Annotated in this window: 8 protein-coding genes; 2 read left to right on the top strand and 6 right to left on the bottom strand. The window is 63.9% G+C overall.

The annotated features are described in order from the left end of the window. Positions 1–159: 159 nt before the first annotated feature. The 6 genes from ACV4UY_RS01835 to scpA are packed head-to-tail and all read right to left on the bottom strand — an operon-like array spanning position 160 to position 8,507. Positions 160–1,335 (bottom strand): acetyl-CoA C-acetyltransferase, encoded by a 1,176-nt coding sequence (locus ACV4UY_RS01835; protein WP_491605959.1) that lies wholly within the window; start codon positions 1,333–1,335, stop codon positions 160–162. Positions 1,336–1,361: 26 nt separating this feature from the next. Then, positions 1,362–1,775 (bottom strand): methylmalonyl-CoA epimerase, encoded by a 414-nt coding sequence (gene mce, locus ACV4UY_RS01830; RefSeq protein ID WP_491605958.1) that lies wholly within the window; start codon positions 1,773–1,775, stop codon positions 1,362–1,364. A gap of 15 nt (positions 1,776–1,790) precedes the next feature. After that, positions 1,791–3,749: an acetyl/propionyl/methylcrotonyl-CoA carboxylase subunit alpha gene (locus ACV4UY_RS01825; protein ID WP_491605957.1), complete on the bottom strand. Its 1,959-nt coding sequence runs from the start codon at positions 3,747–3,749 to the stop codon at positions 1,791–1,793. Between the two features lie 11 nt (positions 3,750–3,760). Continuing rightward, positions 3,761–5,305 (bottom strand): acyl-CoA carboxylase subunit beta, encoded by a 1,545-nt coding sequence (locus tag ACV4UY_RS01820; RefSeq protein ID WP_491605956.1) that lies wholly within the window; start codon positions 5,303–5,305, stop codon positions 3,761–3,763. Positions 5,306–5,314: 9 nt separating this feature from the next. Further along, a complete protein-coding gene (gene meaB, locus ACV4UY_RS01815; RefSeq protein WP_491605955.1) occupies positions 5,315–6,289 on the bottom strand; it encodes a methylmalonyl Co-A mutase-associated GTPase MeaB in 975 nt (324 codons plus the stop codon). 58 nt (positions 6,290–6,347) lie between these two features. Continuing rightward, positions 6,348–8,507, bottom strand: coding sequence for a methylmalonyl-CoA mutase (gene scpA / locus ACV4UY_RS01810; protein ID WP_491605954.1), 2,160 nt, complete (start codon positions 8,505–8,507; stop codon positions 6,348–6,350). A gap of 576 nt (positions 8,508–9,083) precedes the next feature. On the opposite strand from scpA, the gene ACV4UY_RS01805 reads away from it, so the two are divergent. Together ACV4UY_RS01805 and ACV4UY_RS01800 are read left to right on the top strand one after the other, a co-directional pair. Continuing rightward, entirely contained in the window at positions 9,084–11,861 is a 2,778-nt protein-coding gene (locus ACV4UY_RS01805; RefSeq protein WP_491605953.1) for a bacteriohemerythrin, read from the top strand. A gap of 7 nt (positions 11,862–11,868) precedes the next feature. Next, the gene (locus ACV4UY_RS01800; protein WP_491605952.1) at positions 11,869–14,460 is read left to right on the top strand and encodes an ABC transporter permease; all 2,592 of its coding nucleotides are present in this window, start codon (positions 11,869–11,871) and stop codon (positions 14,458–14,460) included. The last annotated feature ends 163 nt before the right edge of the window (positions 14,461–14,623 follow it).

Below are 14,623 nucleotides of genomic sequence, written 5' to 3'. Positions count from 1 at the left end.
AAAAGTCACAGGCAAAACCTCGGAGGCTCTGCCTCCGAACCTCCGCCGGGGGCCTTCGCCCCCCGTCCCCCGCGAACGTTTTCTTTCGGGGACCTTCGGCCCCCGGCCCGGCCCCATAAACGTTTCCGGGGGCACCAGGCCCCCGGACTTCAACAACAATCACACCCGCTCAACACACAACGCGATCCCCATGCCACCACCGATGCACAACGTGGCCAACGCCTTCTTGGCCTGACGACGCTTCATCTCATAAAGCAACGTCACCAGAATACGCGCACCCGAAGCACCCACCGGATGACCCATCGCAATCGCGCCACCGTTGACGTTCACCTTGGCCAAATCCCAACCCATGTCCCGGTTCACCGCCATGGCCTGGGCCGCGAACGCCTCGTTGGCCTCGATCAGATCCAGATCATCGATGGTCCAACCCGCCTTGGAAAGAGCCAGACGGCTCGACGGAATCGGACCCGTGCCCATGATCGACGGATCCACGCCGCACGAAGCCCAGGAGACGATCCGCGCCAACGGCTGCAAACCACGCTTGGCCGCATTCGCCGCACTCATCAACACCGCCACCGCCGCACCATCGTTGATGCCCGAAGCGTTGCCCGCGGTCACCGTGCCCTCCTTGTCGAAGGCGGCGCGCAGCTTGGCCAACGTCTCCACCGTGGTGCCATGCTTGGGATGCTCGTCGGTGTCGATGATCAGGTCACCCTTCTTGCTCGGAATCACCACCGGCACGATCTCTTCACGGAACAAACCAGCCTTCTGGGCAGCCTCGGCCTTCTGCTGCGAAGCGGCGGCAAAAGCATCCTGCTCGGTACGGGTCAAACCCCACTTCTTGGCCACGTTCTCGGCGGTGTTGCCCATGTGGTAGTTGTGGAAAGCGTCGGTCAGAGCATCGCGAATCATGCTGTCCTGCATCTCGGCACTGCCCATCTTGGTGCCGTTGCGCAGATGGATCAAATGCGGGGCCAGACTCATGTTCTCCTGCCCGCCAGCCACCACGATCTCGGCATCCCCCATGGAGATGGACTGATAGCCGTTCACCACGGCACGCAAACCCGAACCGCACAGCTGGTTCAAGCCATACGCGGTACGCTCCACCGGAATGCCGGCGTTCACCGCCGCCTGACGGGCCGGATTCTGCCCGGCGCCCGCGGCCAGAATCTGTCCCATCACCACCTCGGAAACCTCGGTCGGAGCCACGCCCGCCCGCTTCAACGCTTCCACGATGGCGATCTCGCCCAGTTTGTGCGCCGGAACCGAACTCAGCCCCCCACCAAAGGTTCCAACCGCCGTGCGCGCCGCCGATACGATGACAATCTCGCTCATTTTAACCCCTCTCCCTAGTGTATGTTTCACGAATGACGGCTGGCTTGCTCCAGCTCGACCAGAACCCCACCCACTCCCTTCGGATGGAGAAAAACCACCGGTTGCCCGTGCGCTCCGATCTTGGGCTCCGGATCCAGAACCTCCAGGCCCTGCTCCCGCAGTCGCCCGACGGCATCCTGAATGTCTTCCACCTCGTAGCAGACATGATGCATGCCGCCCGAGGGGTTGCGTTGCAGAAACCGGGTCAACGGCGAGGCGTCCCCGAACGGATGCAACAACTCGACGTTGGTATTCGGCAGACGCACGAACACCACCGTCACCCCGAACTCCGGCATGTCGCACGGCTCGTCCACCCGCGCGCCCAACACATCCCGATAGGTGTCCACGGCCTTGGCCAGATCCGGCACCGCGATGGCCACATGATTCAATCGACCGATCAAATCACCCTCCCCCTCTCATTCGAACGTGAACAGCACGGCATCCGCTTCCACCGTATCCCCGGCCTTCACATGCACCTCGGCCACCACCCCGTCCTTTTCCGCCCGCAGGGTGTTCTCCATCTTCATGGCCTCCAGAACGCACAACGGATCCCCCTGCGCCACCTTGTGACCCACCACGGTCATCACCTCGCGCACCAGGCCGGGCATGGGGGTGGTCATCTTCTTGGAACTGGCGGTCTGACGCTTCTCCGGCATGCGGCGCGCCATCTCGTAAAGCCGCAACGGGGTCACCGACACCTGCACGCGCCGCCCGCCATGGGAGAGCTGATACCCCATCTCGATGCGCCGGATGCGCACCGTCCGCTTCACACCCTCCACCTCGAAAGCGGCCATGCGGTTGCCCGGATGGTAGTTCCCGGAAATCTCATGCACGCAGCCATCCTCCAGGGTGATGCGGTTGTCGCTCTTGCGATGCTCCACCGTCAGCCGGATCGCGTCGCCGGCCATCATCACCACCCACTCCTCGACCGGCGGCGGCGGCATGAGCATCGCCTCCTGGGCATGCTCCACGCTCACCGCCACCATGGCGAAGAACCGCTTGAGATCCTCGGTCAAGGGGGCGCCCTCGAATCCGTCCGGATACTCCTCGGCAATGAAGGCCGTGGTCAAATCCCCGGCCTGAAAACGAGGATGCCCCATCACCGCGTTGACGAAATCGATGTTGTGGGCCACCCCGTCGATCAGATACTTGTCCAAGGCGCGTCGCATGGTGACGATCGCCTTGGCGCGGTTCGCCCCCCAGGTGACCAGCTTGGCGATCATCGGATCATAATGGATCGACACCTCGCCGCCCGCATACACCCCGGTATCCACCCGCACCCGATCGCTCTCCGGCGGCGGCTGATGACGCACCAGACGACCGGTGGAGGGCAGGAACCCGGCATAGGGGTTCTCGGCGTAGATGCGGCACTCCATGGCCCAACCATGCAGTGGAACCTGTTCCTGGGTCATCTCCAGCGGTTGACCGCGGGCGATGCGGATCATCTGTTCCACCAGATCCAGCCCGGTGATCATCTCCGTGACCGGATGCTCCACCTGGAGACGGGTGTTCATCTCCAGGAAATAGAACTGCCGGTCCGCGCCCACCACGAACTCCACGGTGCCCGCCGAGACATACCCCACCGCCTTGGCCAGAGCCAACGCCTGTTCGCCCATGGCACGGCGCATTTCCGGCGTCACGAACGGCGACGGGGCCTCCTCGATCACCTTCTGGTTGCGACGCTGGATCGAACACTCGCGCTCGTTCAGCCACAAGCCGTTGCCGTGGGCATCGCACAGGATCTGCATCTCGATGTGACGCGGCTTTTCGATGAACTTCTCGATGAAAACCCGATCGTCCTTGAAGTAGTTGCGCCCCTCGCTGGAGGCCGAGACCCACCCCTCGGACACCTCGCGATCGTTGCGCGCCAGACGCATCCCCTTGCCGCCGCCGCCCGCCGAGGCCTTGATCATCACCGGATAGCCGATGGAACGGGCCACGGTCACCGCCTCCTCGGCGGATCCGATCACATCGTCGTGACCGGGAATGGTGTTCACCCCCGCCGCCCTGGCCAGCCGCTTGGAGGCGATCTTGTCCCCCATGGCGCGAATCGCCCCCGGGCCGGGACCGATGAAGATCACCCCGCGCTCTTGCAGGGTTTCGCAAAAATCGGCGTTCTCGGACAAAAATCCGTAGCCCGGATGCACCGCGTCCGCGCCGCTTTTGTCGATGGCCTCCAGGATGTTCTCCACCGACAGATAGGAGGCGGAACTGGCCGCCGGTCCCACCCGACAGGCCTGATCGGCCTTGCGCACATGCAAGGCATCGCGATCGGCATCCGAATGGATGGCCACGGTGGCAATCCCCATGCGACGCGCCGTGCGAATGATCCGGCAGGCGATCTCGCCACGATTGGCAATCAGTATCGTGCGCATGCCAAAACCCCTTACAAAGGCAGATTGTCGTGTTTTTTCCAGGGATTGGTCAACTGCTTGCCCGCCAGGGTCCGCAATCCGCGAATCACGCGATACCGGGTGTCGCGCGGCATGATCACATCGTCGATGAACCCTTTGCGCGCCGCGATGAACGGCGTGGCGAAGTTGGCGGCATAGGCGGCGGTGACCTCCTTGAGCTTGGCTTCCGGATCCTCGGCGGAACGGATTTCGTTGCGAAAGATGATCTCCGCGGCCCCTTTCGGTCCCATGACCGCGATTTCGGCGTTGGGCCAGGCGTAATTGAGATCGCCGCGCAGATGCTTGGAGGACATGACATCATACGCCCCGCCATAGGCCTTGCGGATGATCACGGTGATCTTGGGAACCGTGGCCTCGGCAAAGGCGAACAAAAGCTTGGCGCCGTGCTTGATGATCCCGCCCAACTCCTGCTGGAGTCCGGGCAGAAAGCCGGGCACATCCACGAAAGTGACCAGCGGGATGTTGAAGCAGTCGCAAAACCGCACGAAACGGGCTGCCTTCACCGAACTGGCGATGTCCAGGCAGCCGGCCAGCACCAGAGGCTGATTGGCCACGATGCCGACGGTTCGGCCATCCATGCGCGCGAAACCGATGATGATGTTCTTGGCGTAGCCGGCCTGCACCTCGAGAAAGTCGTAGTTGTCCACCACCTTCTCGATCAACTCCTTCATGTCGTAGGGCCGGAGCGGGTCGTCGGGGACCAGGGTATCCAGCGATGGGGTGTCGCGACGCGGATCGTCACCGGTTTCGATGCGCGGGAGCGGGGTCTGGTTGTTGGAAGGGAGGAACGAAAGCAGACGACGCAACTGCTTGAGCAGGTTGAGATCGTTGTCAAAGGCGAAATCGGCCACCCCGGAGCGGGTGAAATGGGTGAGCGCACCCCCCAACTGCTCGGCGCTCACCTCTTCGTGGGTGACGGTCTTGACCACCTCCGGTCCGGTGAGGAACATGTAGGAGGTATCCTTGACCATGAGGATGAAGTCGGTCAGGGCGGGGGAATAGACCGCGCCACCGGCACAGGGGCCCATGATCGCCGAGATCTGCGGCACCACCCCGGATGCCAGCACGTTGCGCTGGAACACCTCGGCATAGCCGGCCAACGAGGCGACCCCCTCCTGGATGCGCGCGCCGCCGGAGTCGTTGATGCCCAGGATGGGGGCTCCGACCTTGACGGCCATATCCATGATCTTGCAAATCTTCCGTGCGTTCGACTCACTCAGGGAGCCGCCGAGAACCGTGAAATCCTGGGAAAAGGCGAACACCTTGCGTCCGTAGATGGTGCCCACCCCGGTGACCACGCCATCGCCGGCCACCCGGTTTTCCTGCATGCCGAAATCGGCACAGTTGTGCTCCACGAACATGTCCAACTCCTCGAAGGAGTCGGGATCCATCACCACCTCCAACCGTTCGCGAGCGGTCAGCTTGCCCCGTCCGTGCTGCGCCGCGATGCGCTCCTGCCCGCCCCCCAAACGGGCCTGCCCGCGCAAACGATCCAGTTTGTCAATGATTTCCCACATGATTCCAACTCACCGCTCGAAGAAATGTTGCAACAACCGCTCAGCCGCGGCCACCGCACCCAGCGTGCCGTTCCCCACCCCCGGTTCCAGCTCCCCGACCAGCCGCCGAATGGTCGGATCGGCCAGAAACCGGCGCCGCAAGCCATCGTGGACCCGCTCCCACATCCAGGGCGTCGCCTGTCTCAGGCGTCGTTGTGTGAGTTCGCCGTTCTCCATGGCGCGTTGCCGGAACGCCTGGATCGTCTCGTAAACCGCCTCGATCCCCTGCTCCTCTTGGGCGCTGGCCAGCAACACCCGCGGCATCCAACCGGTCACGTCGTGATGCAAAAGCGGCAGCGCGGAACACACCTGCGCGGCGGTGGTTTCGGCGGCATGCCGGAACGGACCGTCCGCCTTGTTGATCACCAGCAATTCGGCCAACTCCATGATGCCGCGCTTGATCCCCTGCAACTCGTCGCCAGCGTTGGGCAACAGCACCAGCATGAAGAGATCCACCATGCCGTGAACCTCGGTTTCGCTCTGCCCGACGCCCACTGTCTCGACCAGGATCAGCTCGAAACCGGCGGCCTCCAGCAACACCATGCTCTCGCGGGTACGCCGCGCCACCCCGCCGGTGGTGCCGCCCGTGGCCGTGGGCCGGATGAAGGCCAACGGATGGGCGCTCAGGCGCGGCATGCGGGTTTTGTCGCCGAGTATGCTCCCGCCGCTGCGTCGCGACGAGGGGTCGATGGCCAACACCGCCGTGGGCACCCCCTTGCCGACCGCCAGCATGCCCAAGGATTCGATCAGTGTGCTCTTGCCCGCTCCCGGCGGACCGCTGATCCCGACCCGTATCCCGCGTATTTCCGTACGGCTCAACCCATCCAGCAGTCGGGCGGCCAGAACCTCGTCCTCGGGACGGGAACTTTCGATCAGGGTGATCCCCTTGGCCAGCGCCCGACGTTCGCCGCGCCGGATCCCCTCGGCCAGCGACTCCGGGGTCATGGCGTGATCCCCGAGGCCAGCGCCCGGATTGCCCACTCGGCCAGCGACTCCGGGGGCATCAGGCCGCCCGTGGCAGCAAACGCCGCTCGATGGCCGCCAGAACCCGACCTGCCGCCTCCACCGCCGAGGCGCCCGGTCCGAAGATCTCCGCCACGCCCACCGCCTTGAGGGCGGCATGGTCCTGCTGGGGAATCACTCCGCCGGCCACCACCACCACGTCCCCCGCCCCCTCGCGCTCCAGGGCGCTCATCAGCAAGGGCAGCAGGGTAGCGTGTCCGCCGGCCAGACTCGAGACGCCGATGGCGTGAACATCGTTCTCCACCGCCTGCCGGGCGGCATCTTCCGGGGTCTGGAACAAGGGGCCGATGTCCACATCGAAGCCGGCATCCGCGAACGCCGAGGCGATCACCTTGGCTCCCCGGTCGTGTCCATCCTGGCCGAGCTTGACCACCAGCAACCGCGGACGCCTGCCGGTGCGCTGCTCGAACGATGCCACATCGCCCGCCAGATGGCTCCAGGCCGCGTTCCCCTGCCAGTCGGCGGCATACACCCCGCTCACGCCACCGATCTGACGACGATGGCGACCATACACCGCCTCCAACGCATCGCTCACCTCGCCCACCGTGGCCCGTGCCGCCATCGCCTCGATGGAGAGGGCCAGAAGGTTGCCGCTCTCTTCGCGGGCCGCGCGGGTCAGGGCCTCCAGGCAGGCGCGGACCGCGCCCGCATCCCGGTTGGCGCGCACCTCGGCCAGACGCGCCAGTTGGGCGTCGCGCACCGCCATGTTATCGACCACCAGCACATCCAGGGGTTCGTCCGTGGCACAGCGGTAGCGGTTCACCCCGACGATCACCTCCTCGCCGCGATCGATGCGCGCCTGCTTGCGGGTGGCCGCGCTCTCGATGCGCCGCATCGGCAGACCGGTGGCAATGGCCGCGACCATGCCGCCGGCGGCATCGATCTCCCCGATCAACTCCCAGGCCTTGTCGGCCAGATCGTGGGTCAGGCTCTCCATCAGGTAGGAACCGCCCCAGGGATCGATCACATGGGTGAGGTGGGCCTCCTGTTGCAGGATGATCTGGGTGTTGCGCGCGATGCGGGCCGCGAACTCGCTCGGCAGGGCGATGGCCTCGTCGAGCGCGTTGGTGTGCAGGGATTGGGTGCCGCCGAAGACCGCCGCCATCGCCTCGATGGTGGTACGCACCACGTTGTTGTGCGGATCCTGGCTGGTCAACGACCATCCGGAGGTCTGGCAATGGGTGCGCAGCAGGCTGGATTTGGGATCCTTGGGGCTGAAGGCGGACATGATCCGCGCCCACAGCAGACGCGCCGCGCGCAGTTTGGCCACCTCCATATAAAAGTTCATGCCGATGCCGAAGAAGAACGACAACCGGGGGGCGAACTCGTCCACGTCCAGACCCCGCGCCAGGGCGGTCTGCACATAGGCCTTGCCGTTGGCCAGGGTATAGGCCAGTTCGAGCGCGGCGTCGGCGCCCGCCTCCTGCATGTGGTAGCCGGAGATGGAGATGGGATTGAATCTCGGCATGGTCGCCGAGCAGTGGGCCAGGATGTCGCCGACGATGCGCATCGAGGGTGCGGGGGGATAGATGTAGGTGTTGCGGACCATGAACTCCTTGAGGATGTCGTTCTGGATGGTGCCGCTCAAGGAGGTGTCGGCAACCCCCTGCTCGCGGGCCGCGACCACGTAACCGGCCAAAATCGGCAACACCGCGCCGTTCATGGTCATCGACACCGACACCTTGTCCAGGGAGATGCCGGCAAAGAGGATTTTCATGTCCTCCACGCTGTCGATGGCCACCCCGGCCTTGCCCACGTCGCCCACCACCTCGGGATGGTCCGAATCGTACCCCCGATGGGTGGGCAGGTCGAAGGCCACCGAGATCCCCTGCCCGCCCGCGGCCAGGGCCTGGCGGTAAAAGGCGTTGGAGGCCTCGGCAGTGGAAAAACCGGCGTATTGACGGATGGTCCAGGGCCGCTTGACGTACATGGTGGGATAAGGGCCGCGCACATAGGGCGGCAATCCGGGCATGGTATCGGCATCCCACGGGCGCCCGGCGAGATCCGCCTGGGTATAGAGGGGATTCAGGGGGATCCCCTCGGAGCCGGTCCAGGTGAGATCCGCGAGGGATTCACCACCCAGGCTGCGCGTCGCGGCCTGTTGCCACTCGGAAAGCGTGGATCGCGAGGTGTTGTCCATGGATGGCAACGATGGCCTCCTGCCAAAGTGTTGTTGCACGGATGGTGTGGAATCCGCGCCATTCCGAATTCAGCCGGGGCATGACCCGAAAAGGCCGAAGCAAACGCCGCAATCCCCCATCCCTTGACGACTTGATTTTGCGCGGACGTCCTCATCATAATCCCGCATCCGGATCCGGTCAATACGCGCCGGGATTATTCAACGGAGTTTTCCCGAAAACCACTCCCTTGCCAAGAAGACAACGACCCTAAAAAACAATATCATCTTGTATTTTGGCCATGAACATGCCCAACCATGGCCATTCCATGTCGCAACAAACGAAATACCATTCCCATCCGCATGGATTAGGGTATATTCTTTCGGCGATGGGATGTTTACGTAACTTGACATGATGGGGGGAGATCCTCCTCACCCCCCGTTACCATGGACCTCCCTTTGGGAGGTCCACGACAACGTGCATGATGGGGGGGAGATCCCCCTCACCCCCCGTTACCATGGACCTCCCTTTGGGAGGTCCATGGTAACCATCAAGAAACTCTTGCCACACGTTCACCTCAAGATCCACCACGAGGATCGATGAAAATCACCCAAAAGATCTTTCTCGGATTTCTCACGCCTCTGATCATGCTGTTGATCCTGGGCACTTGGGGAATCGTGGTCTCCACCCAGGTGATCCAGGCCACCCGACAGGCGAGCGAAGTGGGCTTCAAGCTGGCCCTCGAAGCCAAACAAATGGAATTGAGCGTCGTTCAGGTGCAACAGTGGCTCACCGACATCTCTGCCACCCGCGCCGCCGAAGGATTCGACGACGGGTTCACCAAGGCCGAGGAAAATGCACAGGCCTTCTTGAAGGGGATCGAAACGTTCCGGCAGTACGCCAGACAAACCAGCGACCAGCCTCTTTTGCAACGCCTGGACACCCTCCAGGAGCGGTTCATGGCCTTCCAGACCATGGGCAAAAAGATGGCCCAGGCCTACATCGATGGCGGACCGCCAGCCGGCAACGCCATGATGGGGTCGTTCGACGAGCAGGCCGAGGGACTCGCCGAGGTGCTGCGCCCCTTCCTGGAGATGGAGGTCAGGAATGCCGAAGAGGATCTCCAGACCGTTCAAGGCAAACTGGCCTTCTTGCGCGGCGGAATCCTGATCATTCTGCTCATCGCCCTGGTGGCGGTGGGGGTGATCGGCTTTTGGCTCGGTCGCTCGCTCACCCAACCGATCCACGCCATGGTGCATGTCATGGATCTGGTCAGCCACGGCGATCTGACCGTCCAACCCACCGGAGATCACCGCAAGGACGAACTGGGCACCCTGAACCACCATTTCAAGCGGTTGATACACATTTTCAGCGAAAACATCCGCCAGATCAATCTCCAGGCCGCCAACATCACCGCCTTCGTGGCCGGCATTCTCCACATGCGCGACAGCATCGGTCGCGGCAGCCACGATCTGGACCTCATCGCGCGTGAAGTGGCCGGTCAGAACCACCAGCTGATCGACGCCATCGGCCATATCCAGGGCAACGTCACACGTTCCGTGGAGAACCTCGAGGCGCTCCATCACGCCTCCCGGCATGTGAGCGAACGGATCAACACCATCGCCTCCGCCTCCGAGGAGGCCAATGCCGGCATCACCCAGATGGCCGATTCGGCGCGCCACATGCTCGGCAACATCGAATCGGTGCATGGGCAGCTCACCGAGGTCCACGATGCCATCTCCAGCGTGGCGGATGCCGCCGACGCGATGAAACGGTCCCTGGATGAGGTGCGCGAACGGTGTCGGGCGGCGTTGTTCGAATCGGAGACCACCCGCGAACGGGCCAGCGAGGCCGAGGCGGTCATGGAGGAGCTGTCCAACTCCGCCCACGAGATCGGCGCGGTGGTGGAGATCATCAACCGCATCAACGAACAGACCTCCATGCTGGCGCTGAATGCGGCCATCGAGGCCGCCGGAGCCGGCGAGGCGGGCAAGGGATTCGCGGTGGTGGCCAACGAGGTGAAGGCCCTGGCCCGTCAGACCTCCGAGGCGACCTTGCTGATCCAGGATCAGATCATGGCGATCCGCGATCAGACCCGCGCCGCCAAGGAGAAAACCGACATCATCCACGAATCGGTGGAGCGGATCAATGCCGCCAACGAGGCGATCGACATGTCGGTGAACGCCCAAAGCGAAATGACCGATCGGATCGTGCAGGCGGTGGACAAGGTGGCCCTGGCCACCGGAGAGGTGAACGCCAGCACCGAGGCGTTGCAAACCGCCGCCTCGGACGTGGCGCGCGCCGCCGATCAGGCGGCACTCGGCAGCCGCGAGATCGCCGACTCCGCGGAACAGATCGCCCTCTCCGCGCAGGAGATGTACGATCGCACGCAATTGACCGTCGAATCCGCCGAGTCGATCCAGCAGACCGCCGAAAGAACCAACCAACTGGCCCTCGAGGTACGCGACAAGGCGGACGACTCCTTGAAGGTGGTCGAGACCATGCATGGCATCGTCAACCACTTCCAGGCCATGAGCGACGTGGTGAGCGGCATCAGCGAGGCGCTCTACACCGCCCAGGCGCGCATGTACATCGGTTCCGAGCCGTTCAACATCCGCCGCATCAAGGAGGCGGTGATCGATCTGATGTACCGGTTGCATCTGGCGATCGCCACCCGCGACCCGACCATGGCCAGCCAGATCAACGATCCGGCCTGTTGCGATGTCACACGCTGGTTGCGGGACGCCTTGCAAGAGTCCTACCTGGATCTGCCCCTGTACCAGAAGATGGAGGCCACCCACGCCCAGTTGCGTCAGACCGCCTTCGAGATTCTGAACCTGATCCCGCACGAGGAGCGCCAGGAGGCGCTCTCCGACGCCCTGCTCTTCTTCCACGAGCTGCGCCGGGTCTTTTTCGAGCAGCTCAATCAGCTCTATCTCGGCAGTTCGGACGACCGCTACGCGCATCCGCCGCTCATCCTCTGGCACAAGTCCCTGTCGGTGGGGGTGGAAGCGTTCGACATCGACCACAAGAATCTACTGGAGTTGATCAACCAGCTCCACACCGCCATGCAGGAGAATCAAGGCGTACCCCAACTGCAAGAGATCCTGGACGATCTGCTCAACTACGCCACCACCCACTTCTCCCGCGAGGAGCAAATCCTGTCTGATCACGGCTATCCGGGACTGGACGCGCAACGCCAGCAACACGAACGGTTCCTGCACTACATCACCGAGCGGAACAGCGCGCTGGACCAGGGGGACAGCTTCGCCCTGGCCGCCGAGATGCTGAAATATCTCAAGGACTGGCTGTTGCAGCACATCCTCAAGCACGACATGGCCTACACGAGTTTTCTGACCGCCAAGGGGGTCAAATGAGGCCTCGATGAACCGCCTCGTCTGGCTGGCCGGCTGGCGGGCCCTGTTCGCCCAGCCAGGATTGACCCTGCTGGCCATGCTCGGCGTGGCCCTGGGGGTGGCCACCACCACCGCCGTGGACCTGGCCAATCAGGGGGTGATACGGGCCATGCGTCTTTCGATGGAGGCGGCCATCGGCCAGGCGACCCACCGTATCACCGCCCCGCCGCCCGGCATCGACGAAAAGGATTACGCCGCCTGGCGCCTGCGACCAAACGCCCCGCCTGCGGTCCCCATCGTCGAGGGTATGGTCTTTTCGCTCGTGCCGGAGGGGGACCCCGCGCCGTTATCCGGGAACCCCGGCACGATCTCCCCGGAAAAGAGCCTCCCACGGACACCCCTGACCCTGCTCGGCATCGATCCCCTGTCCGAGGGCGCCCTGCGCCCAGGGTTGCGGATCCCCACCCGAGGGGATCTGCTGGCCACCCTCCTGACCCGCCCGGGCTCGGCGCTTCTGCTTGAGGAGACCGCCAGGAAACTGGGTGTATCCTCCGGCGGGATGCTCCGGATCCTGGCCAACGGTCGGGAAACAAACCTCTTCATCCCCGGCCTCATCACCTCCTCGGACCCTCTGGTACGCCAGGCCTTGGCCGCGACGCTCCTCACCGACATCGCCACCGCCCAGGAACTGCTCGGCATGCGCGGCTGGTTGAGCCGCATCGACGCCCGGTTGCCGGAAAACACCCCTCCCCCGGTCGCCATGTCCGCCGGGGTGAACCTCTCGCCCGCCAACGAGCGGATCGAAATCCTGGAGAACCTCACCCGCTCGTTCCGGACCAATCTTTCCGCCTTGAGTCTGCTGGCCCTGCTGGTCGGCACCTTCATCATCCACAACGCCATGGCCTTCTCGGTGGTGCGCCAACGGCGCATGATCGGTCTCAAGCGCGCCCTGGGGGTCACGCGTGGCGAGATCCTGCGACAGACTCTGCTCGACGGCCTGCTGATCGGTCTGCCCGGCACCCTGTTGGGACTTCTGCTCGGCGTGACGCTCGGCGACACCCTGCTCCAGTTGATGGCACGCACCATCGATGATCTGTACTACCGGATGCGGGTGGTCGAGTTGATGATCGAGCCGTTTTCTCTGTTCAAGGGGCTCATTCTCGGGGTTGGCGCGACCCTCATCGCTTCGTGGCTGCCGGCCCGCGAGGCCGCGACCACCGCCGTGATCGACTCGTTGAGCCGCTCACGACTCGAACAACAACGCAGCACCCGCGCCCCACGCCTGGCCCTCTTCGGTTTATTGCTGATCCTGACCGGCTGGGGAACCACCCTCTGGCCCACCTCCCGACTCGAGGCGGGCATACTCGCCATGGGGCTGATCACCGTGGGGTGCGCGCTGCTCGCCCCCTGGTTCACCATCGCCCTGATGGCACGTCTGCGCCCGCTCCTCACCCGCAGCGCCGGGCTTCACGGCGCCCTGGCCTGCGGCGGGGTGATCCGCGGCGCCAGCCGCACCGGCATGGCGGTGGCCGCTCTCACCGTGGCCACTGCCATGGTCTCGGGCATGGGGATCCTGATCGACGGCTTTCGCGGCACCCTCTCCAACTGGCTCGATGCCACCACGATCTCGGATCTCTATGTCTCGGCGGCGGGCACCCTCTCCAACTCCGATTCGATTCCCCTGGAACCGGACCTGATCCGTGCCCTTTCCAGCGTGCCGGGGGTAGCCTCGGTGGGTCTTGGACGGCGCGTCAACCTGGAAACGCCCGGAGGCATGATCCGTCTGCATATTTTGGAGATCGATTTCAAGCGTTTCTCCGGCCTGCAACTCCACCAGGCCGATCATGCCACCCTCTGGCCGCGCTTCCAGAATGACCAGGTGGTGCTGGTCACCGAATCCCTGGCCTTCAAGCAGAACCTCAAGGTCGGCGATCGGATCACCCTCCCCACCCGGCACGGTCCCCATCCCTTCACCATTGGTGCGATCCATCGGGATTTCCGCTCGGATGCCGGCATGATCACCTTGAGCCGTCACACCTGGCGTGCCCACTGGCCGGACGAAGCGATGAGCGTGTTGGGGATCCATCTGGCGAACCAGGCAGAGGCGGACACGGTGATCGATGCCTTGCGGAGTGCCGCCGGTCCGGAGCGATCGCTGCACATCCAGTCCAACCTCCAGTTGCGTCAGAACTCGTTGGAGATCTTCGACCGCACCTTTGCCATCACCCGTGCGTTGCGGCTGTTGGCGCTGTTGACCGCCTTTTTCGGGGTATTGACCGCTTTGGCCGCGATCGGTCATGAACGGATGCAGGAGTTGGCGGCGTTGCGCGCCATCGGGCTGCGGGTCGGGGAGATCCGGGGTTCGGTGCTTCTGCAAACGGCGTTGTTGGGCCTGGCGGCGGGGTTGTTGGCCGTGCCTCTGGGGTGGATTCAAGGATGGATGTTGCTGCATGTGATCAATCAGCGGGCGTTTGGCTGGACGTTGGAGAATCACGCCGGGTGGGTGCTGTTATTGCAACCGTTGTGGCTGGCCCTGCCGACCGCGCTTCTGGCCGGTCTTCCGGCGGCGCGCCGCATGGCCGCCACCCCGCCGGTCGAGGCGTTGCGGGAGGTGGAGTGATTCTGGCAACGATTCAAGATCTGCGCAGGGTGGGGTTCGTGGAAAACCGGTGGAATTCAAGGAAACCCGGTGAGCTTCGGGGAAAACTGGCGGGGTCCAAGGGTCAATGGCCCCTGGTGGGGTTCGGGGCGAAGCCCTGAGGTTTGGCTTATGACTTTTCAAT

The organism is Candidatus Magnetaquiglobus sp., assembly GCF_058402785.1.
Note: the sequence above shows the minus strand (reverse complement) of the source record. Positions and strands in the feature narration are given on the sequence as shown.

Bases quoted from the DNA above. Each gene is read 5' to 3' on its own strand.
- ACV4UY_RS01835 (WP_491605959.1), bottom strand. From the start codon at position 1,335: ATGAGCGAGATTGTCATCGTATCGGCGGCGCGCACGGCGGTTGGAACC.
- ACV4UY_RS01825 (WP_491605957.1), bottom strand. From the start codon at position 3,749: ATGCGCACGATACTGATTGCCAATCGTGGCGAGATCGCCTGCCGGATC.
- ACV4UY_RS01820 (WP_491605956.1), bottom strand. From the start codon at position 5,305: ATGTGGGAAATCATTGACAAACTGGATCGTTTGCGCGGGCAGGCCCGT.
- meaB (WP_491605955.1), bottom strand. From the start codon at position 6,289: ATGACCCCGGAGTCGCTGGCCGAGGGGATCCGGCGCGGCGAACGTCGG.
- scpA (WP_491605954.1), bottom strand. From the start codon at position 8,507: ATGGACAACACCTCGCGATCCACGCTTTCCGAGTGGCAACAGGCCGCG.
- ACV4UY_RS01805 (WP_491605953.1), top strand. From the start codon at position 9,084: ATGAAAATCACCCAAAAGATCTTTCTCGGATTTCTCACGCCTCTGATC.
- ACV4UY_RS01800 (WP_491605952.1), top strand. From the start codon at position 11,869: ATGAACCGCCTCGTCTGGCTGGCCGGCTGGCGGGCCCTGTTCGCCCAG.